General features: G+C 47.7%; 22 protein-coding genes. 16 read left to right on the forward strand and 6 right to left on the reverse strand.

The window, feature by feature from the left end; translation table 11 throughout:
* Positions 1 to 44 precede the first annotated feature (44 nt).
* The 7 genes from ACLPHM_RS03310 (at position 45) to ACLPHM_RS03340 (ending at position 6,717) form a co-directional block, all read left to right on the forward strand.
* A complete protein-coding gene (locus ACLPHM_RS03310) occupies positions 45 to 533 on the forward strand; it encodes a VUT family protein (RefSeq protein ID WP_430220741.1) in 489 nt (162 codons plus the stop codon).
* 161 nt (positions 534 to 694) lie between these two features.
* Positions 695 to 1,810, forward strand: coding sequence for a high-affinity branched-chain amino acid ABC transporter substrate-binding protein (locus ACLPHM_RS03315; RefSeq protein ID WP_430219853.1), 1,116 nt, complete (start codon positions 695 to 697; stop codon positions 1,808 to 1,810).
* 105 nt (positions 1,811 to 1,915) lie between these two features.
* Entirely contained in the window at positions 1,916 to 2,842 is a 927-nt protein-coding gene (livH, locus tag ACLPHM_RS03320; protein ID WP_135861610.1) for a high-affinity branched-chain amino acid ABC transporter permease LivH, read from the forward strand.
* Positions 2,842 to 4,068: a high-affinity branched-chain amino acid ABC transporter permease LivM gene (locus tag ACLPHM_RS03325; protein ID WP_430219854.1), complete on the forward strand. Its 1,227-nt coding sequence runs from the start codon at positions 2,842 to 2,844 to the stop codon at positions 4,066 to 4,068. Before livH ends, ACLPHM_RS03325 begins: the two co-directional genes overlap by 1 nt.
* The gene (gene livG, locus ACLPHM_RS03330) at positions 4,065 to 4,838 is read left to right on the forward strand and encodes a high-affinity branched-chain amino acid ABC transporter ATP-binding protein LivG (protein ID WP_430219855.1); all 774 of its coding nucleotides are present in this window, start codon (positions 4,065 to 4,067) and stop codon (positions 4,836 to 4,838) included. The genes ACLPHM_RS03325 and livG overlap by 4 nt, the downstream gene beginning before the upstream one ends.
* Before the next feature lies 1 nt (position 4,839).
* On the forward strand, positions 4,840 to 5,541 hold the full coding sequence (locus tag ACLPHM_RS03335; RefSeq protein WP_430219856.1) for an ABC transporter ATP-binding protein: 702 nt from the start codon (positions 4,840 to 4,842) through the stop codon (positions 5,539 to 5,541).
* 117 nt (positions 5,542 to 5,658) lie between these two features.
* On the forward strand, positions 5,659 to 6,717 hold the full coding sequence (locus ACLPHM_RS03340; protein ID WP_430219857.1) for a tyrosine-type recombinase/integrase: 1,059 nt from the start codon (positions 5,659 to 5,661) through the stop codon (positions 6,715 to 6,717).
* Between the two features lies 1 nt (position 6,718).
* Here the strand turns inward: ACLPHM_RS03340 and ACLPHM_RS03345 are convergent, their stop codons facing one another.
* On the reverse strand, positions 6,719 to 7,327 hold the full coding sequence (locus tag ACLPHM_RS03345; RefSeq protein WP_135861615.1) for a glutathione S-transferase family protein: 609 nt from the start codon (positions 7,325 to 7,327) through the stop codon (positions 6,719 to 6,721).
* Between the two features lie 171 nt (positions 7,328 to 7,498).
* On the opposite strand from ACLPHM_RS03345, the gene ACLPHM_RS03350 reads away from it, so the two are divergent.
* From ACLPHM_RS03350 to fumC, 4 genes are read left to right on the forward strand one after another with little or no spacing between them, the layout of a single operon-like run.
* The gene (locus tag ACLPHM_RS03350) at positions 7,499 to 8,467 is read left to right on the forward strand and encodes a D-2-hydroxyacid dehydrogenase (RefSeq protein ID WP_430219858.1); all 969 of its coding nucleotides are present in this window, start codon (positions 7,499 to 7,501) and stop codon (positions 8,465 to 8,467) included.
* A gap of 10 nt (positions 8,468 to 8,477) precedes the next feature.
* Positions 8,478 to 9,251: an SDR family oxidoreductase gene (locus tag ACLPHM_RS03355; protein ID WP_430219859.1), complete on the forward strand. Its 774-nt coding sequence runs from the start codon at positions 8,478 to 8,480 to the stop codon at positions 9,249 to 9,251.
* A 24-nt stretch (positions 9,252 to 9,275) separates the two neighbouring features.
* Positions 9,276 to 10,325: a type I glyceraldehyde-3-phosphate dehydrogenase gene (locus ACLPHM_RS03360; RefSeq protein WP_430219860.1), complete on the forward strand. Its 1,050-nt coding sequence runs from the start codon at positions 9,276 to 9,278 to the stop codon at positions 10,323 to 10,325.
* A gap of 22 nt (positions 10,326 to 10,347) precedes the next feature.
* A complete protein-coding gene (gene fumC, locus ACLPHM_RS03365; protein WP_430219861.1) occupies positions 10,348 to 11,748 on the forward strand; it encodes a class II fumarate hydratase in 1,401 nt (466 codons plus the stop codon).
* Positions 11,749 to 11,795: 47 nt separating this feature from the next.
* Here fumC and ACLPHM_RS03370 read toward each other — a convergent pair whose 3' ends face one another.
* Positions 11,796 to 12,221, reverse strand: coding sequence for a universal stress protein (locus ACLPHM_RS03370; protein WP_430219862.1), 426 nt, complete (start codon positions 12,219 to 12,221; stop codon positions 11,796 to 11,798).
* A gap of 59 nt (positions 12,222 to 12,280) precedes the next feature.
* Between ACLPHM_RS03370 and ACLPHM_RS03375 the strand changes: the two genes are divergently transcribed.
* Complete coding sequence (locus ACLPHM_RS03375; protein ID WP_430219863.1) at positions 12,281 to 12,619, forward strand: c-type cytochrome; 339 nt, start codon at positions 12,281 to 12,283, stop codon at positions 12,617 to 12,619.
* Between the two features lie 2 nt (positions 12,620 to 12,621).
* Here the strand turns inward: ACLPHM_RS03375 and nadA are convergent, their stop codons facing one another.
* Entirely contained in the window at positions 12,622 to 13,725 is a 1,104-nt protein-coding gene (gene nadA / locus ACLPHM_RS03380) for a quinolinate synthase NadA (RefSeq protein ID WP_430219864.1), read from the reverse strand.
* A 222-nt stretch (positions 13,726 to 13,947) separates the two neighbouring features.
* Between nadA and purT the strand changes: the two genes are divergently transcribed.
* Positions 13,948 to 15,153 carry a formate-dependent phosphoribosylglycinamide formyltransferase gene (gene purT, locus ACLPHM_RS03385; protein ID WP_430219865.1) on the forward strand — a complete coding sequence of 402 codons (1,206 nt, stop codon included), beginning with the start codon at positions 13,948 to 13,950 and terminating at the stop codon, positions 15,151 to 15,153.
* Positions 15,154 to 15,225: 72 nt separating this feature from the next.
* Here the strand turns inward: purT and ACLPHM_RS03390 are convergent, their stop codons facing one another.
* The 3 genes from ACLPHM_RS03390 to ACLPHM_RS03400 form a co-directional block, all read right to left on the reverse strand.
* Positions 15,226 to 16,137: a c-type cytochrome gene (locus ACLPHM_RS03390; RefSeq protein WP_430219866.1), complete on the reverse strand. Its 912-nt coding sequence runs from the start codon at positions 16,135 to 16,137 to the stop codon at positions 15,226 to 15,228.
* Positions 16,130 to 17,488, reverse strand: a complete 1,359-nt coding sequence (locus ACLPHM_RS03395) for a c-type cytochrome (protein WP_430219867.1) — start codon at positions 17,486 to 17,488, stop codon at positions 16,130 to 16,132. The genes ACLPHM_RS03390 and ACLPHM_RS03395 overlap by 8 nt, the downstream gene beginning before the upstream one ends.
* Before the next feature lie 500 nt (positions 17,489 to 17,988).
* Positions 17,989 to 19,179: a tyrosine-type recombinase/integrase gene (locus tag ACLPHM_RS03400; RefSeq protein ID WP_430219868.1), complete on the reverse strand. Its 1,191-nt coding sequence runs from the start codon at positions 19,177 to 19,179 to the stop codon at positions 17,989 to 17,991.
* A 117-nt stretch (positions 19,180 to 19,296) separates the two neighbouring features.
* Here ACLPHM_RS03400 and ACLPHM_RS03405 point away from each other — a divergent pair, with 117 nt between their 5' ends.
* The 3 genes from ACLPHM_RS03405 to ACLPHM_RS03415 all read left to right on the forward strand — a co-directional run bounded on the left by ACLPHM_RS03405 (position 19,297) and on the right by ACLPHM_RS03415 (position 24,833).
* Positions 19,297 to 20,340 (forward strand): DNA-binding protein, encoded by a 1,044-nt coding sequence (locus ACLPHM_RS03405; RefSeq protein ID WP_430219869.1) that lies wholly within the window; start codon positions 19,297 to 19,299, stop codon positions 20,338 to 20,340.
* A gap of 74 nt (positions 20,341 to 20,414) precedes the next feature.
* The gene (locus tag ACLPHM_RS03410) at positions 20,415 to 21,011 is read left to right on the forward strand and encodes a hypothetical protein (protein ID WP_430219870.1); all 597 of its coding nucleotides are present in this window, start codon (positions 20,415 to 20,417) and stop codon (positions 21,009 to 21,011) included.
* Between the two features lie 498 nt (positions 21,012 to 21,509).
* The gene (locus ACLPHM_RS03415) at positions 21,510 to 24,833 is read left to right on the forward strand and encodes an autotransporter family protein (protein WP_430219871.1); all 3,324 of its coding nucleotides are present in this window, start codon (positions 21,510 to 21,512) and stop codon (positions 24,831 to 24,833) included.
* Positions 24,834 to 25,167 lie beyond the last annotated feature (334 nt).

Genomic DNA, 25,167 nt, shown 5'->3' on the forward strand with positions numbered 1-25,167 from the left:
TTGAGGCGGTCCGACCTATACATTATGGGGTGGCCATTATTGCGATGATCATCATCGTGGTGGCCTCTAATGTATTGGTGCAGTACCCCATCAACCCCTGGCTGACATGGGGAGCGTTAACCTATCCAGTGTCTTTTCTGGTCTCGGACCTACTAAATAGACGTTTTGGCCCTATCACAGCACGTAAAGTGGCGCTGTGGGGCTTTATTGCAGCCTTATTGGTGTCAGCGTGGTTGGCAACACCTCGCATTGCAATAGCTTCGGGTTTGGCGTTTCTGATTGCACAGTTGGCCGATATACATGTGTTTGATAGGTTGCGTGATGGCAAGTGGTGGCAAGCGCCTTTTGTTGGTGGGATTGCCGGTGCAGCAGTCGATACTTTTGTTTTCTTTGGTATCGCTTTTGCTGGGACCGATATGCCTTGGCACACATTAATGCTAGGTGATTTCGCAATAAAAATTCTATTAAACACCTTCATGCTTGCTCCATTTAGAGCATTAATGTGGAACCTTGCTAGACCAAAGGATAAGTAAAAAAGCGTTAAATCTGCTCTGTCGCTAGGGCTTTTACGTAGTGACACTCCCTAGTGGGATGTAGAAAATACATGAACTTTGTTCACTTTGTTTCTACAAATCATGTCCGTGGCAATTAAGCGTATTTTCTGAAAGCAGCGGCTCACTCGGGAGTGGTAGCAATGAAATTAACAGCTTTAGGTTTTAGTCTGGCAGTGGCGATGGGGGCAGGATGGAGTGTGGCGTACGCCGCCGACGACACCATCAAAATTGGTATTGTGCAGCCCATGACAGGGCCCTCTACTCAATACGGAGATCAAATTCAGGCAGGGGCGTTAACCGCTATTGATGCTATTAATGCCAAGGGCGGTGTAAATAACCGCCAATTAGAAGCTGTACTGATTGATGATGCTTGCGAACCCAAGCAGGCCGTTGCCTCTGCAAACCGAGTGATGACGGCTGGTGCAAACTTCGCTGTTGCGCATGCTTGCTCTGGTACGGCTGTCCCCGCAGTGAATATTTATGAGCAAGAAGGGATTGTCGCCATCACGCCAGGGGCAACTTCACCTGCTGTGACCGATACCATCAAACCGCATTATTTCTTCCGTACTATTGGTAGAGACGATCAGCAAGGCCCATTTGCTGCGGCCTATATCCTGGAACAACTCAAGCCAGCCAGCATCGCTATTTTGCACGATAAACAGACCTACGGTTCTGGTGTGGCCAATCAAGTGCGAGATGCGCTAACCAAGGGCGGTGCAAACATTGTTTTTTACGAAGGTATTAACGTAGGGGATACAGACTACTCAGCGGTCATCACCAAATTGCGTAGCATGAACCCCGATTTAATCTATTTTGGTGGGTATCACGCTGAGTTAGGGTTATTACTACGTCAAGCACGTGAACAGGGCGTAACCACTCAGTTTATGGGCCCAGAGGGTGTGGCAAACCAAGATTTGGTAGCCATTGCGGGTGACGCGGTGGATGGTTTACTGGTAACCTTGCCGGCTGACTTCGCCAAAATGGACAGTAACAAGCAGGTCATGGAAGAGTTTAAGACCTATGGACGCAGTCCAGATGGTGCATTTACCTTCCCAGCTTATGCCGCTGTACAGATCATTGCAGATACCTTAACAGCAGTAGGAGACGATGCTGCTAAAGGTGCTGATCACATGCACGAGAACAACTTCGAAACCGCCATTGGCAACGTAGCTTATGACGATAAGGGGGATCTCAAACATTTTGAGTTTTCAGTTTACAAATGGGACAAAGAGAGCGGTTTCTCTGAGGTCAATTAAAGGTTAATTAGGTCTGGCGTCGCAAATTTACTGACGCCAGACAGAATAAGCATCTAGCTACGGGTTACAATCCCTGCCAAAGCTTTATTCGGAATCCCAAATTCAATGTCTGATTTATTACCACAATTAATTCAGCAGCTGTTTAACGGGCTGTCGCTGGGTGCTATTTACGCGTTGATTGCCATCGGCTATACCATGGTTTACGGCATCATCGGAATGATCAACTTTGCTCATGGTGAGATCTATATGATCGGTGCCTATGCAGGGTTGGTGACGTTATCTATTATCGGTATGAACTCTGGCTTACCTGTGCTCCTGATCGTGCTGATCATGATCTTGGTAGCGGTAGCCATTACGGCCGCTTATGGTTTTGCGGTAGAGAAAGTCGCTTACGCGCCATTACGGGGCAGTCCACGTTTAGTGCCTTTGATTTCTGCAATTGGTATGTCTATTTTCTTGCAGAACTGGGTGGCTTTGGGCCAAGGCGCGCGTGATATGGCTGTGCCTGCACTGGTAACCGGTGCCGTACAGATTCCCATGGGGGACGACTTCACGGTGACGGCGGCGTACTCACGTATCTTGATCATTGTAGTGACGGTGGTTTTGATGGTTGCGCTGAGTTTTTACATCAAATATTCCCGTATGGGCCGTGCATCGCGAGCTTGTTCTCAAGATTTACGCATGGCCAATCTGCTGGGTATTGATACCAACAAGGTGATCTCTTTCACGTTTGTGATTGGGGCCATGCTTGCCGCCGTAGGTGGGGTATTGATTGCATTGGCCATTGGTAAGTTGAATCCCTATATTGGGTTTATCGCCGGTATCAAGGCGTTTACCGCTGCTGTGTTGGGTGGTATTGGTAGCATTCCTGGCGCTATGCTGGGTGGCGTTCTGCTAGGGCTAGCAGAGACATTTGCCGCTGCTTATATCTCATCGCAGTACAAGGACATTGTGGCGTTCAGCTTGCTTGTGCTGATTCTGCTGTTCCGTCCTACAGGCCTGCTTGGTAAACCAGAAGTGGAAAAAGTTTAATGGCAAGTCGAATTAAACACGCATTGTTCGCCGCATTTATTGCAGGCGTGATTGTCGCCCCAATCTTTGGTTTTCAAATTCTACGCTCAGGAATGAACACAACGGTTCAGCCTGAGTGGCCATTGATTTTCTATGGCATGGCGGCTGTGTTCATCGTGCAATTGTTGCGTCCCATGCTGGCAGGCAAACTGTCCAAAAGCGGGGCGTCGTTCAAGATCCCCGCTATGGGAGACCGGACACGACAAGTATTGATTGGTGCCTTAATTATTCTGGCTGTAGTATGGCCTTTCTTTTCAGGGCGATCGCAGATTGATATTGCTACTTTGGTGCTGATCTATGTGATGTTGGCATTGGGGTTGAATATCGTGGTGGGCTACGCTGGCCTGCTGGATCTGGGCTTTGTGGGTTTTTATGCTGTGGGGGCTTATACCTACGCATTGATGTACCACTGGCTGGGTCTAGGCTTCTGGTGGGCGCTACCATTTTCAGGTGTGATGGCAGGTATCTTTGGTTATTTACTAGGTTTCCCTGTCTTGCGTTTGCGCGGCGATTACCTGGCGATTGTGACCTTAGGGTTTGGTGAGATCATCCGCCTGCTATTGATCAACCTATATGATTTCACTGGCGGGCCTGACGGTATTTCTGGTATTCCTAAGCCTACTGTGTTTGGTTACCCTATGGTGCGTCGTGCGCCTGAAGGTGAAACCAGCTTCCACGAACTGGTGGGCTGGGCCTTCAATAACCAAGACATGACTACCTACTTGTATATTCTGGCTTTGGTGTTGGCGTTGATTACTTTCTTCGTCTCTAACCGCCTGTTGCGTATGCCTATAGGTAGGGCATGGGAAGCATTACGCGAAGATGAAATCGCCTGCCGTTCCTTGGGCTTAAACCCTACAGGCATCAAGTTGTCCGCTTTTACTATTGGTGCGACGTTTGCTGGCTTTGGCGGGGCATTCTTTGCGGCACGCCAAGGGATTGTGAATCCAGAGTCCTTTACCTTTATTGAGTCAGCGCTGATTCTAGCTATTGTGGTATTGGGTGGTATGGGTTCGCAAATAGGGGTAATTTTGGCAGCCATACTGTTAACGGTATTGCCTGAGTTTGCTCGCCAGTTTGCAGAGTATCGAATGCTGGTATTTGGTTTGGTGATGGTGTTGATGATGATTTGGCGTCCACAAGGATTGTTGCCAGCTAAACGTCCACATGTGGAGCTAAAACCATGACACAAACTAAAAAGATTTTAGAAGTAGACGGTTTGCGCATGCGTTTTGGTGGCTTGTTGGCCGTAGACGGTGTGAAGTTCGACCTAGAACCTCAAGAAGTATTTGCGATTATTGGGCCTAATGGTGCAGGTAAAACGACGGTTTTTAACTGCATTAGTGGTTTCTATAAGCCTAGCGAAGGCAATATTCGTCTCGATGGTGAGTCCATTCAAGGTTTGCCTAGTCATATGGTGGCGCGCAAAGGTATTGTGCGCACGTTCCAAAACGTACGTCTGTTTAAGAACCTGACCGTATTGGAAAACTTGATGGTGGCGCAGCATACTCGTATTTACACGGGTTTACTGGGCGGTTTGCTGAAGCTACCTAAGCATAGACACTCCGAGGAACAAGCCCTAGAGCGTGCGGCGCACTGGTTGGATTACTTAGATCTGCGTGAGTTCGCGAACCGTGAGGCGGGAAATTTGGCGTATGGTTTGCAACGACGCTTAGAAATTGCGCGTTGCATGATCACGGATCCACGTATTTTGTTGTTGGATGAGCCCGCAGCCGGCCTTAACCCGCAAGAAAAACGTGATCTACAAGTGTTGATCAATGATTTGCGCAGTAAGTACAACGTGGCTGTACTGCTTATTGAGCACGATATGAGTCTAGTAATGGGTATTTCAGATCGTGTGATGGTGATGGAGTACGGTAGACCTATTGCTTCAGGCCTGCCTGCAGAAGTACAGAATGATCCGCGAGTGATTAAAGCGTATCTAGGAGAAGAGTAGCGTGCTTAAGCTTGAGAATGTCAGTACATATTACGGTGCTATTCAGGCCCTAGATGGCGTAACACTGGACGTAAATAAAGGTGAAATTGTCACCTTAATTGGTGCAAACGGCGCGGGTAAAACCACCATGCTAATGACCGTGTGTGGTTCACCACGGGCGAAGAGCGGCCGTGTTACCTTTGAGGGCGACGACATCACAAATCTGCCTACGCATGAAATTATGCAGCGTGGTATAGCGATTTCGCCTGAAGGACGTCGAGTATTCCCCGATTTGACGGTATCTGAAAACCTGAAAATGGGTGGTTTCTTTTTGAGTAAGGGCCAAATCGCAGAAGGGGAGGAGCACGTGTACGAGTTGTTCCCTAGATTGCGTGAGCGGGCATCACAACGCGCAGGAACGATGTCAGGTGGCGAGCAGCAGATGTTAGCCATCGGTAGGGCATTAATGAGTAAGCCTAGGCTATTACTATTAGATGAGCCTACCTTAGGCTTGGCACCGCTGATCATTGCGCAGATATTTGATATCATCCGCACAATCCGAGACGAGGGTGTGACCGTGTTTCTGGTTGAGCAGAATGCAAACAAAGCACTACAAGTCGCTGATCGAGGCTATGTAATCGAGACTGGTAAAGTAGTTATGCAGGATACTGGCGCTAATCTATTGGCTAACCCGGACGTGCGTAAAGCCTATCTAGGTGCGTAAAAGAAAACAAAATAAAGATGGCCGGTGCAATACCGGCTTCTTTAGGTATAATTAATGCAACTAACGGAAGATTAAAGTTTTACTTAAAGAAAAAGTTAACAATAAAGCAGGTGGGAAGTGGATAAATCTAAGGCTTTACGTCGCAAAGAAGCTATCAACCTGTTTGAGCGTTGGATGGATACTCAGCATCCGCCTTTTAGGTTATCCAGCAAGCGTATCTACCTAGTATTGTGGCGACGCTTTCTAGATTGGCTGCCTACACAACGACTACATATCAATACGGTTAATGAAACCCATATCAGCAACTTCTTAAGCAGTTTAGAAGATACTAATAGACAACAGCGCGAGCGCTATCAATTGGTGATTTTGCGTGCCTATGAAGCCTTGCAAACCCAAATTCCAGAACTCATTAATCCTACTGCATCGCAAAATCTGCAGGATATGCACGCAACATCCTGGCGTGACTCTAGTAGTAATCAAAGCAAGCAGTTCTTAACGCCAGAGCAATGTGTAGAAATTGTAGAGAGCTTAGAGGCCGAACAACAGCGATTAGCGTTAGAGCATCATAGTCTAACGGCTGCTGCACTTTGGAAAGCGCATAGAAATTCGGCGGTTGTCGCATTGCTGCTAGGTTGCGGACTTAAAGCGTTAGAAGTTCTATCACTACGAATAGAGGCTATACATCCTAATGAGGATGGTGAGTATTGCCTAGATACTGGCTGCTATATTAGTTTTTCACTGCAAGAACAGTTAGCTTTAAATCGCAGCAATCCTGAAGATTCTACTATCCATGCCTATATACAAGATCATGGTGGCAAACACAGGGTATTGGCAATGCCCGAGTGGGCGGTAAAAATTGTACTGAACTGGAAGCAACGGTTAGAACACACTACAGGGCATCAGTTGCTCTTTCCATCCAACCGAGTGCCATCTGAATTTAGATCCAAAGAAACCATGAACCCGGCTACATTAGCCAGAATTGTGTCAGGATGGGGAAATGAGCACGGTTTTGCAGGTTTAACCGCGCAGAAACTACGTAATAGTTATGGCGGACTGCTGCTAGAAGAGGGGGCAAGTTTGTCGGACTTAGATAGCTCTATGGGCTTTGTGGCGGCGGCCGCCGGAAGCTCCAGACTGGCCGCCGAATGGCGTCATTTCAAAAGCTATAACTGCTGAATTACGCCAAACCTTCTGCTTTCAGTGCGGCTTGAACACCGGCATCAGCTTCCATATTTTTGAAGAAACGCTGCAGATTAGGCAAGTCGCTCAAATCAATTTTCTGAATAGGTGCCCAACGCATGACCACGTACAAGTATGGATCAGCGATAGAGCGTGTGCCTGTCAGCCAGTCTTTACCTTCTAGCTGTTTGTCTAACAGCTCAAAGTAGCCACGCAAACGCTTCGCCGTGTTTTCTTTAACTTCTTTCTGGGCTTCTTCGTTTTGTGTGTAGCCCTGAATACCAAACATCACACCAAAATTTTTGTGTACGTCGGAATTCAAGAAAGCCAAAGAACGACGTGTCTCTGCTCGTTGCTGTGGTGTAGTGCCTAGCAAGTTTTGTTCTGGGGCGCTTTCCGCCAAGTATTCCAAAATAGCCATGCTTTGTGTCAGCAACATATCGCCATCTACAAAGGCTGGCACAGAACCCAATGGGTTTAGGGCCAGAAAAGCAGGTTCTTTAAGTTCTTTGCGACTAACGGCTTGAGCTTGGTACGGCTTACCAATCCACTCCAGCACAATATGTGATACCAAAGCACAAGAACCAGCCATGTAATACAGTTTCATAAGAGCCCCTTCACGGAAAAAAACAAAAAACCTAGATGTTTATAGCATGCAATAACCCCGTTTTTCACACAGGGAGCTGCAGTCTCATACATTACTACGGTAGACTAGATGGCTATGATACGCGTACTCATACGCGTCATGTGTCATGTTTGATCCTACTATGAGTGTCATATGTTAAATCAGCCTCTACGCATTGTTTTTCTCGATAGCGAGACACTAGGCCCGCATACGCAATTGCAGGCATTTTCTTTCCCGCATGAATTGGTTTGCTACGAAAAAAGCACCGAAGCACAAGCCATAGAGCGCTGTAAAACAGCCCACATCATTATTAGCAATAAAGCGCCTGTCAGCCCAGCGGTGATAGAGGCCGCTACATCGCTAAAATTAGTGGCCGTAGCCGCGACGGGCTATAACAATGTGGCCTTGGATGCCTGTAAAAGCCGCAACATTGTCGTGTGTAATGTGCGTAATTATGCAGAGCACACCGTGCCAGAACACACATTGGCTCTAATTTTCGCACTACGCCGCAGCTTGTTCGCTTATCACCAGTCTGTTGCTCGTGGGCGTTGGCAAGAATCACAGCAATTTTGCTATTTTGACTACCCAATACGTGACTTAGCAGGTAGCACACTGGGCATTATTGGCTCAGGAGCGTTGGGGCAGTCAGTCGCAAAGTTAGCCCAAGGTCTAGGCATGACCGTGCAGTTTGCTGCTCGCAAAGGCAGTAATGATGTCAGCGATGGCAAAGTATCGTTTGAACACATGCTGCGTACCTCGGACATCATCAGTTTGCATTGCCCGTTAACGCCCGAAACCGCCAATTTGCTTACTGCCAAAGAATTTGCCATGATGGATAAGCGTCCTTTGGTGATTAATACCGCCAGAGGCGGGCTTATTTGTGAAGAAGATTTGGCTGTTGCCTTACGTAGCGGGCAAATCAGCGGTGCTGGCATAGATGTGACCACGCCTGAACCGCCGCGCGATGATAATGTGCTCTTTAGTTTGATGGATTTACCTAATTTTATCTTCACGCCACATGTCGCCTGGGCAAGCCAGGAAGCTGTTCAAGCACTAGCTGATCAGTTGGTGGGCAATATCGAAGCTTTTATAGCAGGTGCTCCGCGTAACGTGGTGATGTGAGCTAGGTGGTATGCAAACTATAGAGTCGTTTATTCCTTCGTTTGACCTGCACGGTCAGACAGCGTTAATTACAGGTTCGGCGCAAGGTCTAGGCTGGGCAATAGCTGCCGCATACGCTGGCTTAGGCGCACATGTGATCGTAAATGGTAGGAGCCCAGCGCCATTGCAGGCGGCTCAGCAGCGCCTACAAGACGCTGGCTATAAGGCATCTGTCTGGTGTCAGGATATTTCCGACCTCTCGACGTTAGAAGCATCCTATGCAACGTTACCTGTACAGCCTGATATTTTGGTGAATACCGTAGGTAGTCGTTTGCGCCGCCCATTTAGTGAGTTGAGCGCGCTCGAAATTGCGCAACATATACAAGATAATCTGACGGCTACTGTTGTGTTATCCAAGCTTGCGGCAATGGGAATGGCGGCTAAAGGTTATGGCCGTATTATCACCTTTAGCTCTATTGCTGGCCGCATAGCCAGAGCAGGGGATGCGGTGTATCCTGTTGCTAAACAAGGCTTGGAAGCACTGGTGCGCTCCTTGGCGGTTGAGTTTGGCTCACAGGGTATTACTAGCAATGGGATTGCCCCTGGTACGTTTGCTACCGAGTCTAATCACGCTTTGGCAAGTGACCCTATTAAAGGTGCACATGTGATTGGCAGAAATCCGCTGGCGAGATGGGCTCAGCCAGCTGAAATCACACCTGCAGCCGTATTTCTGGCCTCAAAATCAGCCAGTTACGTCAACGGCCATATCGTGGTGGTAGACGGTGGTTTTTCTATTACTTTTTAAACAAGGATGGGCATGGGAACGCCTGTGACACGCATAGCAATCAATGGATATGGTCGCATAGGGCGATGTGTTTTACGTGCTATCTATGAACGCAAATTGCAGGATACGCTGCAAGTGGTTGCCATTAATGAGCCTGCGGACATGGAAAGCATGGCTTACTTAACACGTTTTGACTCTACGCACGGACCGTTCCCGGCTGCCCAAATCAATCACAATGCGCAGTCGTTGGTGATTGATGGTCATACTATTGCGATCACTCATGCCCAAAATCCAGAAGATGTAGACTGGAGAAGTCTTAATCTGGACTTGGTGATTGAATGTTCAGGTGTCTATGGCAAACGCGAACAGTTACAGCGCTTTATAGACAGCGGCTGCCCGCGTGTGCTGGTGTCTCATCCAGCTGATGGTGCTGCCGATGTAGATTACACAGCCGTGTTGGATATTAATGATGCTGGTTTAGCGGCACATCACCGTATTGTGTCTAATGCATCCTGCACCACAAACGCCATTATTCCCGTGCTGGCGGTGTTAGATAAAGCCTTTGGTATAGAGCATTGCTTTCTGACCACCTTGCACTCGGTGATGAATGACCAGCCTATGATTGACGGTTATCACCATAAAGATTTACGCCGTACTCGCTCAGCTATGCAATCTATAGTGCCAGTGGCTACTGGATTAGCCCAAGGGGTAGAGCGCTTATTGCCTCAACTGCAGGGGAAGGTTCAAGCCAAAGCGATTCGTGTGCCAATCTTAAACGTCTCGGCTATAGATTTGATGGTGAATTTGCGTACTGAGACCACCCCTGACGCCATTAACCAGCTCTTTAAAGACGCTGCAGAAAAGTCCTGTACTACCATCGCGTTTACGAATCAGCCTCATGCATCCGTAGACTTTAATCATGATCCGCATTCTGTGATTGTGGATGGCAGTCAAACACGTACCAATCACGATGGTTTTGCCAACCTTTTTGTCTGGTTTGACAACGAGTGGGGCTTTGCCAATAGGTTAGTAGATATCGCACAAGTATGGGTGCAACGCTTGGCAGAAGCCAATGCACTAGCCTGTACTAAATAATTTTTCTCTGTAGGAGCAAAGCATGTCTGATACACGTATAGAACAAGATTCGATGGGTGACATTGCTGTCCCAGCAAATCATTACTGGGGTGCGCAAACACAGCGCTCTATCATTAACTTCCCCATTGGAAGAGAGCGCTTTGTATGGCAAGCCCCCATGATTCAGGCATTGGGTTATCTGAAAAAAGCAGCCGCCATGGCCAACAAAGAGTTGGGCGAATTACCAGCGGAGATCGCAGACCCTATCGTGGCAGCCGCACAGTTAGTGGTTGAAAACAAGCTGGATGCAGAATTCCCGCTGGTGGTGTTCCAGACTGGTTCTGGCACACAAAGCAACATGAACACCAATGAGGTCATCTCCAACAAAGCCATTGAGTTGGTGGGTGGCGTAATCGGTAGCAAAAGCCCCATTCACCCCAATGATCATGTGAACCGTGGCCAGTCCTCAAACGACACCTTCCCAACAGCCATGCACATTGCCGTGGCATTGCAAGTGAAAGAGCGCTTGTTGCCTAGCGTGGCACAACTGCGTGACACCTTTAAAACACTGGCAGCTCGTTACGAAACACTGGTGAAAACAGGTCGTACTCACTTGCAAGATGCAACGCCTATCACCTTAGGCCAAGAGATTGGTAGCTGGGCTGCCCAGCTAGACTTCGCTCTGGAACACGTAGAAGCACAATTGCCAGGTATTTATGATTTGGCCATTGGCGGTACAGCCGTTGGTACAGGTTTGAATGCTCACCCTAAATTTGGTGATACTGTTGCACGTCATTTGAAAGAATTGACTGGCTTGCCATTCCGCAGTGCTGAGAACAAATTCTTTGCCTTGTCTGCCCACGACGCCTTGGTCAATATGTCGGCATCATTGCGTACGCTAGCCGGTGCATTGATGAAAATCGCAAACGACGTGCGTTGGTTGGCCAGCGGCCCTCGTTGCGGTATTGGCGAGATCCAAATCCCAGAAAACGAGCCAGGTTCTTCCATCATGCCAGGCAAAGTAAACCCTACACAATGCGAAGCCATGACAATGGTATGCGTGCAGGTGTTTGGTAACGATGCAGCGGTAGCGTTTGCCGGCTCACAAGGTAACTTCCAGTTGAACGTTTACAAGCCAGTGATGGTGCACAACGTGATGGAAAGTATCGCGTTGATCAGCGACGCATGTTTGTCTTTTGACGAACACTGCGCAGTCGGTATCTTGCCTCACGAAGAGCGTATTCGTGAGAATCTAGAGAAAAACCTGATGTTGGTGACAGCCCTGAACAAGCATATTGGCTACGACAAAGCAGCCAAAATTGCTAAAACAGCTCACCTGAAAGGGCAAAGCCTGAAAGAAGCAGCGCTTGAGTCAGGCTTTTTAACCGAAGCAGAATACGATAGCTGGATCAACCCATTGGCAATGACACAGCCATCGGTATAAGGCAATAAAAAACGGTAGGTGCGCATATATAGACACCTACCGTTTTTTTATTTGATCAGCGTTACCGGTACGCTCACCAAACTCAGAACTTTGGTCGTCACAGAGCCCAATACCAAACCAGGGATAGCACCCAAGCCTCGGCTACCCATAATGATATGGTCGCAGTGGTGTAGTTGTACGTACTCTTCAATGGTTTCAGCAACTGAACCCGTCAGCACGCTTTTCTGAAACTTCATTCCCGCTTGCGTAGCAAGTTCTACTGCTGGTGCTAGTGCAGCATTACCTTCGTCCTGATAATATTCATTCAGTACTTCAGGAGCAAAAAAGCGTGATACGTTGCGCGACACGATAGGGGCCTGCACAGTCACGATGTGCAATTCACCGTCTGGAATGGATTTCAGCATCGTAATTGCCATTTGTACCGCACGGGTAGAAGCGTCGGAACCATCAACGGGTACTAAAATTTTGCGCATGATATATCCTCAGAGTAGGGGGAACATAATGACTATTGTAATGTGAGAGCATCTACATAATGATAAGACGATACAGCTTTATTGCTCTTTGTTTGATACTTGCCCCGCAGCATGCTGTAATAGCACAAACCTCAGCACATGATGTACTAGAACTACTCAAAAAAAATACCTGCTTAGCCTGCCACCGCGTCGACAAAAAACTACTTGGACCTTCTTTTCAAAGTATTTTTGAGGCTGCACCTGCGAGCGTAGAACGCGCCGAATTACTGAAAACACACATACGACGCGGTAGCCAAGGGGTATGGGGGCCTGTTGCCATGCCACCCAATACCAAAATCAGTGATGCCGATCTAGAGATTATTGTTGAATGGATAGTGTCTGGCGCTTCAGAACACTAATATCAAGCCACTTGCAGTACCTGCTGTAATTGTTGACGTAATGCCGTATCAGCAGAGAAATCCAGCATGCGTTTTAAACTTTTCTCTGCAGCGACACGAATCGTTTCATCGACATGAATCTCGGTTTGATTCCTTGTCAGACTGCCTAGCAAGGCGGGTAAATTATTTAAGCTCATCCACGGACAAAACGCGCAGCTTTTACAGGTTGCTCCTACACCGCCAGTAGGTGCAGGCATAAACTTCTTGTTTGGCAATAACTGCTTTAACTTATGTTGTAGCCGCTGATCCGTGGCCACAATAAATAAAGTATGTGGAAACCGTGCTGCAGCGGCCAAAATCTGTGATGTAGAACCAATAAAATCTGCATGCTCCAGCACATTCGCAGGGGCTTCTGGGTGTGCCAACACACAGGCATCTGGGTAACGCTTTTTCATTACCAAAAGCTCATCAGCTTGGAATTCATCGTGTACCAAGCACGAACCTTGCCATAGCACCATATCAGCGCCGGTTGTGTGCTGTATGTAGGAACCTAAGTGTCTGTCAGGCGCCCACAGTATCTTTTTACCTTGTTGGTGCAAGTGTAGGACTATCTCTTGGCCGACGGCTGACGTAACCACCCAATCTGCACGTGCTTTGACGGCTGCACTGGTATTGGCATAGACCACCACTTCACGGTCTGGGTGCTGATCGCAAAAGGCTTCAAAAGCGGAGATCTCACACCCTAAATCTAGTGAGCACGTGGCCTGCATATCTGCCATCAATACGCGTTTTTGCGGGCTGAGTATTTTGGCGCTTTCCCCCATAAATCGCACGCCAGCCACCAGAAGGGTAGAGCTTTCGCAATCACGGCCAAATCTAGCCATCTCTAATGAGTCAGCCACGCAGCCGCCTGTTTCTTCTGCCAGATCTTGAATAACAGGGTCTACATAGTAATGGGCTACTAACGTAGCGTCTTGCGCCTTTAACTGTTCACGTATTTTGTTTTTGTAGGTTTCTACGTCGGTATCTGCAATAGGCTCTGGTACATTGGCCCACGCCGTGGCTAAACGCACTGCACCTGACGTAGCGTCGGGTAGGTCAAAATAGATTTCTTTTAGGCTCTCCACCTGCTGTTCTCCTTATATGCTCAAATTGAGCTTAATTAATGTAGAACATAGCAGCAGAAAAAACAAGCCATAGCGTTGCCATCGTTGTATTCCCTGTTTCTGCAGGCGGTAATGCGACGAAAACCATCGTGAAACTGAATATTGCCTACAGCGAACGAGGTTACGTTTACAATGCTGCTTTATGAATTTATCGTATTTGAGCCAGTTATACCGGAGTCACTCATGAAGCCATTAGGTACACCGCTAAGTCCTGCTGCAACTCGTGTCATGCTTTTGGGCGCAGGAGAGTTGGGTAAGGAAGTCATTATTGCCTTGCAACGTTTAGGCGTAGAAACCATTGCGGTTGATCGCTATGAGAATGCTCCTGGTCACCAGGTCGCACACCACGCTTTTGTGACTGATATGCGTGATGCCAACGCGCTAACAGCACTCATTGAGCAAGTTAAGCCACACATTATCGTGCCTGAAATCGAAGCGATTGCTACCGATGCGTTAGCAGCTGTAGAGGCTGCTGGTAAAGCGCGTGTCGTGCCTATGGCTCGCGCCACGCAACTGACAATGGATCGCGAGGGTATTCGTCGCTTAGCAGCTGAAACACTAGGCTTGCCAACCAGCCCCTACAAGTTCTGCAATACCTTGGATGAGCTCAAAGCAGCGATTCAAGACCACATTGGCTACCCGTGTGTGATCAAGCCGTTAATGAGTAGCTCAGGTAAAGGCCAAAGCAAGATCAGTGGCCCTGAAGACATAGAAAAAGCGTGGAATTACGCCATGGAAGGCGGCCGCGTTAGCCAACAGCGCGTGATCGTAGAAGGCTTTATTGATTTCGATTATGAAATCACTCTATTGACTGTACGTAGCCTAGACGCTCAAGGCGCTGTGCAAACCAGTTTCTGCGCACCAATCGGCCACAAACAAGTGGATGGTGACTATGTAGAAAGCTGGCAACCACACCCTATGAGCAAGACAGCGCTTGAGTCTGCACAACATATTGCAGCGTCTATTACGCAAGATTTGGGTGGCCAAGGTATTTTTGGCGTTGAGTTGTTTGTCAAAGGTGACCAAGTGTGGTTTAGCGAAGTAAGCCCACGACCACACGATACTGGCATGGTCACTATGGTGACACAGCGTCAAAACGAATTTGAACTGCATGCACGTGCAATTTTGGGGCTTCCTGTTTCTACAGGCTTGTTGGCCCCTGGCGCTAGCGCTGTGATTTATGGTGGCGTAGACAGTAAGAACGTAACGTTTGATGGCGTAGCCGAAGCCTTGAGTATTCCTCAATCCGATCTACGCTTGTTTGGTAAACCTGAAAGCTTCACTAAGCGTCGTATGGGCGTTGCCTTGGCGTATGACGAAACGGTAGAAGCAGCACGTGAACGTGCGAAGAAAATTGCAGCAACAGTACGCGTAAGCGCTGCTGAATAAGCCAGACGAAAAAAAAGGCTGCCAAGGGAGGGCAGCCTTAAATCTGGCTTGAAGGGAGATTAATTTCTTATATTAGTAACGTGCATCCTTTGGTTTTTTACCATTAGGCCAATCGTTCACTTTAGCGGCAAAGTCAGGTCTAGGCATGTGAGTGAAGTACTCGGCGATATCTACTGCATCTTGATCGTCCAACACACCACCTTGGCCCCACGCACCATGATCTTCAACACTCATAGGCATGTTGTACTTAATGAAAGCAGCGGCTTTGTAAGTACGCGCCATACCTGCCCCAATATTGAACGACTCATCGCCCCATAGCGGTGGGAAGACAATATTGCCGCGCTCATCTTTTAGACCTTCACCGTCAGCACCGTGACAGGTTGCACATTGCGCAGCGTACAACGTACGACCGCGTTCAGTGTTAGGTACTAAGCTTTCATCCAAAGAGCCAGCGATAGGAATCTGTACTTTTTGACCTGGTTCAACGCCTTGTGCCAACCATTTCATGTAGTCCAGCATACCTACCATTTCAGCAGAGTCTACTGGCAAGGGTTTACCGTTCATGGAGCGCATGAAACACCCGTTGATACGGCCTGCTAAGTCCACCATTTTGCCGGAACGCGGCATAACTTTAGGGTAGCTCACAAAACTGTTGATGTAGTGCGCACCCAGTGGAGCTTTACCTTCGGCAATGTGACAACTATTACAGTTCATCATTGCACCCACGTTGTCAGGCAATAAGCGGCGTGTTTCATTCAACAAGCGTTTGCCGTATAAAATGGATTCTGCGTTAGGCTCGTTTTCAATAAGCAGATCGGACGGTACTTGATACTGACCAATAACCTGCTTAGTTTCTACGTCAATAATAGGGTAGCTAACTTCTGTTGGGCCAGTCAGGGTAGGGCTGGCAAGGCTATACCAAGAAGCACCTGCAATACCAGCGATCGCCAAGGCTACTACGGAAAGGGTTTTGGCTTTACTCATGGCTGGCTCCTTCAGGAAGGATGTTAGGCGATTTTTTAGCAACGAACTGGCGGATATGCGCAACGTCTTCGGCTTGAACCTCAGGCGCTTGGTTAGTCCAGCTAGTTCGAATGAAATTCACTACATCAGCCACTTCCTGATCGCCCAAGTGACGGAAAGCAGGCATGGTGAATGTCATTGCATCTACTTCGTTTTCTGGCATGCGGCCACCTTCCAAGGTCACTTGGATGACAGACTGCGCATTGTTGGCAAATACTGCAGAGTTACCGGCCAGCGCAGGGAATATACGCGGCACACCTTTACCATCAGCACGGTGGCAGGTTACGCAGTGTTCAGCGTACAACCAAGCGCCTGGAGTCGTGTATTGACCATCCAATTGTGCTTGGGTGGTGGTATCAGTCTGATGTGGGATCTCTGGGTTACGGCCTTTTACTGGAGGCAACGCTTTCAAGTATTGCGCCATAGCACGTTGATCTTCGGGGGTCATGTACTGAGTACTGTGCTCCACTACATCAGCCATCGCGCCAAACGCGGCTACTTTGTCTGTTCTACCAGTTGCGAAGAAGTCCACCAACTCATCTTCTGTCCAACTTGCTAAACCACGACCTTCACCACGCAAGCTTTTTGCACGCCAACCGTCAATTACTGCACCAGACAAGAAGTCATCACCATCATTCAGGCTTAATGCCAACTCTTGGTAAGCCAAGCCACGTGGGGTATGACAGGCGCCACAGTGGCCAGGACCTTGTACCAAGTATGCACCACGGTTTCTGATGCTATCTACGGCATCATCCGCGATAAACTTTTGATCTGTAGGCGCAAACATCCATTGCCACCAAGCAACAGTCCAGCGCATTTGGAACATCTTAGGCAATGTAGGCTCTGCATTTTCTTGTTTGACTGCAGGTACACCACGCATGAAGTACGCATACAGCGCGTTCATGTCGTCATCACTCATGATGGCGTAAGAGGGGTAGGGCATAGCTGGGTACAAAGCTGCGCCATCTTTACGCACACCGTGTTGTACAGCAGTTTTGAATTCGTCTAGGGTGTAGCTACCAATACCGGTTTCTACATCGGGAGTGATGTTAGTTGAGTAAATCGCCCCCAGCGGTGTTTGCATTGCCAGACCACCGGCATACTCTTTACCACCAGGAACGGTATGACAGGCCACACAGTCGCCGGTACGGGATACATAGGCTCCTTGCTTGATGAGTTTTTCATCATCCAAGTTCAAGTTGCTCGCAGATGAGGACGTTATGCTACGTTGCGAAAGAATAAGCTGTGATCCGCCATAACCGACCCCCAGCGCAACCAGTGCAACAATCAGGGTTTTAGACAAGGCTTTCATAAACACTACCCATAATTAATAAAGAAATGTGTCAATTAACTTCAATGTCACACTCAATACTCATGGTATAGAGAGGCCATATGGGTAGAAACCCTTATCGAATTCATGTTTGATCTAGCGCAAGACCTATATAGATAAGGCTATAACGACTCAAAAATCGTACGCTCAGGGCAACAAATACACTAAATAATCTATTGCTTTAGCACTTTGCTAGACTAAATCGTGTAATGACAATTTCGTGCTGAAAATCACTATAGGCTATTGATAATAAACTAATTTATTTGATTTAAGCTTATAATATTTCTTAAGAATACAGTTAAAACTCAAGCGAAGAAGCACCCAGAAATAGCCATTTTCCTGAACCAAAAGCACACGTAGAAATAGCACTAGATAACAACCGGTAAAAATAGCCTGAGCTGAAACAAAAAATGCTGATGTCTATCACGTCACTATGCGTCTGTGCGTTACCTCAAAGCACTCTGATCACGCGCTAACACCCACTACCACTGAATTTTATGGTGTTGCTCTGTCTCTTGGTGTCTAGCGTCATCGGCTGAGTGCAAATAAATATTTGTAGTGCTCAATGACTCATGCCCCAAGTTATCGCGTACATAGCGTAAATCGACCTGCTTATTCGCCATATGCGAACCTGCCGTGTGACGTAGCCAGTGGGCCGATGCTTGTTCTAGCTGTTGAGCTTGCCATTCATTATTTGGATTAGCAGCGCGGATTCTTTCCGCTGTTGCCTTAAATACCGATTTCACAATCCCATGTACGCCTGCCCGCGTTAACGGCCGCTGCTGATGACCTATAGGCAATAACAAGGGCGTAGTTTCCGTAGCAGTGGGGTGGGGCGGTAAGGATTTTTCACGCCTATAGCGCAATAGCTCTGCCATGAGTTCGGATGTGGCCGGCACAATACGTGTTTTATTGCCCTTACCAGTCACCTCTAGCCACCAACTGTCTACGCCATCATTGCCACGCCTACAAAAAAAGCCCGACATTTGGTTCTCAATCACTTCAGAAATCCGTAATCCGCACACATAGAGCAACGAGAACAACCAACGCAAACGGGCATAGTGTTCACGTTCCCTATCGCTTTCTTGGGGCAATGCGGTAATCGTACGTTTTACCTCTAGCCAAATATCATCGTCTAAATAACGGCTAACACGAGGAGCGGCGTTACGAGCCCGCTGTTTGGTTAACGACAACGGGTTTCCGGCCAAGTAACCCGCAGCAACCAGCCAAGAAAACATGGAATTTAAGATGATGACCGCTTGCCGTTGGCTGGCTTGAGAGAGCGGTCCAGCAAACGGGCACCAGTCGGGATGTGATCTAGCGACTTTACGGCCGGCCGGCATTACCCAGTGTGCCGCAGGCTGCGGGTCAGTTAAAAAATACTGATAGAGCACAAGATCTTCGTGCGTGAGCGACGAAATAGGCTTGCGCAGGGTAATGGTGGCCCATAACAGCAAACGCTCAGCTTCTTTACGGTAATTACTGAAGGTGTGCGGGGAGTTAACGAAACGTGCCAGCCATGCCTTGATGGCATCGATGTCTGTGGTTGCACTAATCTGCGAACGGCCACCTACAGCTCTATTTGTACCGTTGCTGCCATCCATTTGCGCAGATCGCGGGAAATGCTCAAGGGGAGGGAAGCGCATAAGCGCTGTTGAGTGGCTGTCAGACATGATTTTCCGTATACCTATCTAGTAATTTGACATTATAAGAGTAATGTCAAATTTCAATCAACAATAATTGTGTTCTTAACGTATTACGTTGTATTATCAATTATCGAATAAGGAATAATGATGAATACAGCAAATACCAGCGAAATAAGCCTAAATACCGAGGTTGAGGCACTTAAAGAGCGTTTTTCAAACACGCAAGAGCTATATAGGGAAGTCTGTGCGTTGTTATTCTTCCGATACGGCACTACACCCACGGCTAACAAGCTGTATCAGCTAGTGCGTAGGGGCAGCATGAGCGCACCATCACAGGCATTGGTCACGTTCTGGGAAGAGTTACGCGAAAAAAGCCGTACACGCATCGAACATCCTGATCTCCCCGAAACACTCACCTCTGCTGCCGGTGAGCTTATTGCCACCTTGTGGCGTCACGCTCAGGAAGCTGCGCAAGCGTCTTTAGAAACATTTAAGGCTGAGGCACAGGTCATGGTTGATAACGCCAGAATGGATGTGGCGGCGTTTGAGCTAGAGCGCGATAGAGCCTTACAAAGAGAGCAAACTACGCAACAATCCCTTGCCGCCGCAGAACAAGAAATCATTAGCTATAGAGAAGAATTAGCTGCTGCTAATGAAGCCAGACTGGCGCTAACCAAGGCTATAGAGCAAGCTCAGCACGATAACCAGACCTTGCAGCAGCAGTTGCACGACGTCAGAAAAGAGTTCAGTACAGAATTGGAAAAACTGCATCACGCAGCACAGCTGTCCGAAACACGTTCCAGGGAGACAGAAAAACGCCTTATGCTGGATTTGGACAGAGAAAGACTCGCTGCCGTTAAAGCTCAACGTGAAACCGATGCTGTACGTGCAGCAGCCAAAGCTTCTGAAGCGCAACAACAAACAGCGTTAAAAGAAGTAGAACAACAACTACAAAGCAGCCAACATGAGTGCGGCAAGCTTGAAGGCGCCTTACAAGCCCTACACCTTAGCCTTGAGCGCTCTGATACTGAGCTCAAATCCTTATATCAACAAGCCGCACAGGCAAAAGCCGAAATAGCCACACTGAGAGAGCAACAGAAGCCAAGCCATCAGCAGAAACCAGCCAAACGCAAAGGCATGAAAGTGCTAGAGGGCAGGGGACGACGCTCGCCTACCGCTAAGCCTTAAACCATCCATGCCATCTCAAAAGCATTTACCTACTAAGTAGTCCATACCCTTACAACGCTTTATAGAGCGGACTTATGTTTACTGTTGATACGCTACGTAGCCTATTAGAACCTTTCGGACAATTACGATCACAATCACCATCAGAATGGACTGGTCAAAGCGATTTACCTGCGCCCATAGCTGATTTTTATCAGCAAGTAGGGCCTTTGGGGCATACCTACTACGAGAATGTAGGCCCAGTAGGTTGCACACTAACCGTAGGAGGCAACCCAGTATGCATCCCTCCACTCAGCAAACTTGCCGCTTTACAAGCAGGCTACGCTTGGTCAGAAACCCCCGCTCAGCCATTGGATGATTGGAATCCCAATTGGCTAGTGATTGCTGAACAAGGTGGTGATCCATTCATTTATGACAAGACAACAGGGCATGTATTATTTGCTTTTCATGGCGCAGGCTCATGGAAGCCAACCTTCTTTACTAAAAACCTCACTACTGCAATAGGAGCATTGGCGACGGTTGCTACAAGTTATTGCTGCTTGGATGAAGATCAGTTTTTCGACGAGGCACTCTTAGATAGCGGTTTGCAATGCATTACGGATGACTTGGCTAACGTCGTGGGAGGGTTAGCTGAGGCACAACGAATGTTGGATGCATGGGAGTACGAACAATAAAAACTAGCTCTACTATTTTCTGCACAAAGCTGTCTATAGCCGCATGAAATTTCGTTGTTTCACTACTAAATTTGTTATGAAAATAACATTTTGAAAACAATTATTGTCGTGTTTATTTTTAGTGTTATGAGTGGTAATTAGGGTCGATCTTTAACAGTTTTTTTCAATAAACTCATGTAGTTCTATCGCTTTTGAAGAAATCACCTCATCGTTGGAGAGAGCACTAAAGAGCATATCTTTATTGAACAATGTTAGCCATCGCACCACTATAGAATCATGAGTTGTATTCATTCCTGTGCAAACCTAAGTTGGCACATGGTGGTGTAAACAAAGGCCCCATATATCTCACAGGCAGACAGATAGCTAAATAGATATGAGATTACGCATGCGCGCTAGCTCGCCATGCTGTAGCCAAGAAGGCGGCCAGACAAATGTCGCATCACATGTGGTTGTATCTGTCTCTGGGATAAAAATACATGCATAGTAGATGGAGAAGTCATGCAGCAACCCAGGTTTCAGAAGACGCTGATCTATTCAGTACTCATTCAAGCTTTGTCCGTAGGATTAGTCGCCAGTAGCCTTACGTCAGCAGCACAGGCCACCGCTTTAACTGCCTCAGGCGACTGGTCTGGACAGCCAGCCGTTGACCTCACAGGCTCGGGGCATACCAAAATAGACTTGGCCACCGACACCGTAGGCGTACGGATCTATACCAGTAAAGCCTATACGCTCAAACAAGCCGCAAACGATAGCTCTCCCATTGTCTTGGTGCGTGCAGGCAGTAACCTCGAACTCAACACCAGTGCTATACCTGAAAAAAACAACTCGACAGTCTTAAAAATCACAGGCTCAGGATCAGACACCGCAGCAATCTGGGTAGGCCGTGAACCCCCACCCAATGATGGGGATATAGAAACTTCGCAGACTACCGTTTTCCGGGGACAGTATTTAGACATTACCCAGAAAAAAGGCGTAGCGATTGATGGTAATGGTAGTGCTGATGCGGCAGGCAATAGTGCCCTCACTACGTTAGACCTGAGCAACAGCAAACTTTCAGCTCAAGAGGGCATACTCTGGGAGGACTACGACACCAATAGTCAGCTTAACCTTAGTGATGTCACCATTACTGCTGATAACACGGGCGCCTATATCACCTCGTCTCGCGGCTCATCAACAAAGCTCAACACAAATAATCTGAAGATCACGACCAAAGGTACAGCAATAGGTGCTGACCTTGGTACAGGGCTCTACCTTTCCGGTGCTGGCATAGATGCCACACTGCATGACACTACGGTTTCTAGCCAAGCCTCAGCAATAAGAGTGAACAGCAATGCAGCGGCTCATTTCACCGGCACAACCAAAATTTCAGTATCAGACAGCAGTAAGAGTGGCGGTCAAAATGGGGTGCATGCCGGTCGTGGAGCTGTAGTCACGATTGATCATTTAGACATGGCCTTCCAATCACAAAAAAATAGTGATTATAGTGGTGCACTAACAGCCTCCGATGATGCACAGCTTGTTGTAGGCCAATTAGGTCAATCGGCAAGAAGTAAAATAGAGCTTTTTAACCTGCGCAACTCTAACCGCCCCGGTGATGTGGAAGGGGTGAATGCCTTCTTGGGCGGGGAGGTCACGTTAAATAGCCTAGATATAGTGAACTTCCGCAAGAAAACTTTGGGGGAGGATATCAGCGACAAAGTTATTGGCTTGTCGGCACGCTATAACAGCCATCTCACGCTGAATGACAGCACAGTCACCTTCAAAGACTTTAAAGATGAGCCTTTAATGCGTATAGGCTCAAGCATAGAGAACTCATCGTCCTTAACCCTAACGCAAGGCTCGCGTATACAAGCAGGCCAGTTTGCGGTGCGTATTTCAGATAAATCCACTCTGAATATGACTGACTCTAGTCTAGAGGCGGGTAGAGCAGCTATTTATGTCATGCCTGGTGCAGGTGGAAAAAGTAATGAGGTTCAAGCCACATTAAATAACAGCAAGATTACTGCTTTACAAGAAAAAAGTAAGGATCCCTTAGCTACTGCCATGCGTATAGGGCCTGTAGGGACAACGCCTGGCGATGCTTACCTCGATATGCGTGTCAATAACGGCTCTGTCATTAATGCAGATTATCTCTACCAAGTGCATCGTGGTGGACTAACGCTGGTAGCGGATCAGTCCACACTTTCCGGTGCAGCACAATTATCAGCAAACTCCCCTGATAATTATGCCAATGTTACGCTAGCCAATGGTTCCGTCTGGCATCTGAAGCATGACCCGAATAAGCCTACTGCAGCGGACTATGTACATGTGAATACACTGACCTTGGATCGTAGTGAGCTGCAGTTTGAGCGTCCAAAAAATAGGCAAGGATTCCAGCAACTGGCCGTCGATACCTTAGATGGTAAGGGCGGGGTAGTGCAGTTATGGACGGAGTTGCAAGATGACAGCTCTGCAACAGATCAGTTAGTGATTAGAGAAAAGGCTACGGGTACCACGTATTTGCGTATCAAGCGTTTCGACGATGAACTAGACGATGGTGCGCAAACCAACGTGGGCATTAAGGTGGTTTCCGCAGATAGCGGCACGGCAATCAATACCGCAACGACGTCAGCAACAGCTTTTGTTTTAGATAGTGGCTCAACAGGCTACAGGTCTAGCGCTACCCCTTCACTGGTAGCTGGTTTGTACGATTACTACCTAGTAAAGGGCGGTAAAGGCGGGGAGGCTGAAGGTTGGTACTTAAACTCTAAAGCGGTTCCGATTATTGACCCCGTGGATCCTGTAGATCCTGTAGACCCTGTGGACCCGGTTGATCCCGTTGACCCCGTTGACCCCGTAGATCCTGTGGACCCAGATCCAGGCAAACCGGAGCCATTGGATCCCGATCCAATAAAACCCACCACCTATAGGCCTGAAATTGATGCCTATTTTGCCAACCGTCAAATGGCTGTAGCTACACAACGCCATCGCTGGCAAGAGCGCATTAGCTCTCAAGCGCCTGGCAGTAGAGCATGGGGCAGAGTCGTGCACCAAGAAGACCGCTTTACTAACCAATTTGGCTATAAGCGGAAAATGGAAAGCACAACGCTGCATTTTGGTGCAGATGTATGGCAAACCACCTTCTCTGATTTGAGCAAACTCAGCGTTGGTGCCATGATGCTCTTTTCTGACGGTAAGTCTAAAACACGCAACGAGGACTTAAAAGCCGAAGGCAAAGTAAAGGGGTATAACCTAGGCGTCTATGCCACATGGCAGCAGAATCCTGATAGCGATGCCGGTGTTTATGTAGATAGCTGGTTGATGCAAGGTTGGTTCAGAAACAAAGTGAAAGGCGACGGCCTGGACACAGAGAAATATAACTCTCGAAGCTTCTCTGCTTCATTAGAGGGTGGCTATGGTTTTGTCTTATCCGAGACAGAAAGCACTCGCTACTACTTACAGCCTCAAGCTCAAGTCATTTGGAGTCGTTTCAGCGCCAATGATGTCTATGAACAAACACATACGCGTGTACATGATCAAGACAAAAACTTTACCTCGTATCGTTTAGGTCTACGCTTCAAAGCGGATATAGCACAAGAGAACGGCACACAACTCGCGCCTTTTGCTGAGATCAACTACTGGCGTCATCCTAGCAGCTCGCGCATGTCCTTTAACGAACGCTCCGCAAAGGACATTACACCTAAAAATGTGTTTGCAACAACAGTAGGTATGCAAGCCCAACTTTCTAAAAGCACCTCTATTTCTGGGCGTTTCTCATACATGATGGGGAATGAAAAGTACCGAGATAGCAATGTGCAACTGGGTGTTAATTATGCTTGGTAACTTGCCCAGCTAAATTGTTTATCCTCACGAAAAAGCCGCCAAATACTGGCGGCTTTTTTACTTCTTAGGCCTTTAAGCTAGAACGCAGGCCTTCTCTAAGATGACAAAAAAACAATGTCCAAAGTGCCATTCAGTTGCTTGTATAGGCCAAATTTTTTCTGACCAAGAGGCTACACCTCTCATGTTACAAGTTGGTAATTAATTATATCTTTATCGCTCTTTTGTCTTTAACTCCTTTCATTTGTTAGCATTATTAGGAAAATAAGCCATTGAACTTTTCCTAAAAATAACGATGGCACAGCGTAGTAAACCTACTCTGCAACATAGAAAACCA

It is taken from the genome of Paenalcaligenes sp. Me131 (assembly GCF_050487225.1).
Taxonomy (GTDB): Bacteria; Pseudomonadota; Gammaproteobacteria; order Burkholderiales; family Burkholderiaceae_B; genus Paenalcaligenes.

What these genes read in the sequence shown, in the direction of transcription:
- ACLPHM_RS03355 (WP_430219859.1), top strand. Translation starts at nt 8,478, where the DNA reads ATGCAAACTATAGAGTCGTTTATTCCTTCGTTTGACCTGCACGGTCAG.
- ACLPHM_RS03310 (WP_430220741.1), top strand. Translation starts at nt 45, where the DNA reads ATGATCATCATCGTGGTGGCCTCTAATGTATTGGTGCAGTACCCCATC.
- livH (WP_135861610.1), top strand. Translation starts at nt 1,916, where the DNA reads ATGTCTGATTTATTACCACAATTAATTCAGCAGCTGTTTAACGGGCTG.
- ACLPHM_RS03375 (WP_430219863.1), top strand. Translation starts at nt 12,281, where the DNA reads ATGATAAGACGATACAGCTTTATTGCTCTTTGTTTGATACTTGCCCCG.
- ACLPHM_RS03350 (WP_430219858.1), top strand. Translation starts at nt 7,499, where the DNA reads ATGTTAAATCAGCCTCTACGCATTGTTTTTCTCGATAGCGAGACACTA.
- ACLPHM_RS03345 (WP_135861615.1), bottom strand. Translation starts at nt 7,327, where the DNA reads ATGAAACTGTATTACATGGCTGGTTCTTGTGCTTTGGTATCACATATT.
- purT (WP_430219865.1), top strand. Translation starts at nt 13,948, where the DNA reads ATGAAGCCATTAGGTACACCGCTAAGTCCTGCTGCAACTCGTGTCATG.
- ACLPHM_RS03410 (WP_430219870.1), top strand. Translation starts at nt 20,415, where the DNA reads ATGTTTACTGTTGATACGCTACGTAGCCTATTAGAACCTTTCGGACAA.
- ACLPHM_RS03405 (WP_430219869.1), top strand. Translation starts at nt 19,297, where the DNA reads ATGATGAATACAGCAAATACCAGCGAAATAAGCCTAAATACCGAGGTT.
- fumC (WP_430219861.1), top strand. Translation starts at nt 10,348, where the DNA reads ATGTCTGATACACGTATAGAACAAGATTCGATGGGTGACATTGCTGTC.
- ACLPHM_RS03415 (WP_430219871.1), top strand. Translation starts at nt 21,510, where the DNA reads ATGCAGCAACCCAGGTTTCAGAAGACGCTGATCTATTCAGTACTCATT.
- ACLPHM_RS03370 (WP_430219862.1), bottom strand. Translation starts at nt 12,221, where the DNA reads ATGCGCAAAATTTTAGTACCCGTTGATGGTTCCGACGCTTCTACCCGT.
- ACLPHM_RS03325 (WP_430219854.1), top strand. Translation starts at nt 2,842, where the DNA reads ATGGCAAGTCGAATTAAACACGCATTGTTCGCCGCATTTATTGCAGGC.
- livG (WP_430219855.1), top strand. Translation starts at nt 4,065, where the DNA reads ATGACACAAACTAAAAAGATTTTAGAAGTAGACGGTTTGCGCATGCGT.
- ACLPHM_RS03315 (WP_430219853.1), top strand. Translation starts at nt 695, where the DNA reads ATGAAATTAACAGCTTTAGGTTTTAGTCTGGCAGTGGCGATGGGGGCA.
- ACLPHM_RS03400 (WP_430219868.1), bottom strand. Translation starts at nt 19,179, where the DNA reads ATGTCTGACAGCCACTCAACAGCGCTTATGCGCTTCCCTCCCCTTGAG.
- ACLPHM_RS03395 (WP_430219867.1), bottom strand. Translation starts at nt 17,488, where the DNA reads ATGAAAGCCTTGTCTAAAACCCTGATTGTTGCACTGGTTGCGCTGGGG.
- ACLPHM_RS03390 (WP_430219866.1), bottom strand. Translation starts at nt 16,137, where the DNA reads ATGAGTAAAGCCAAAACCCTTTCCGTAGTAGCCTTGGCGATCGCTGGT.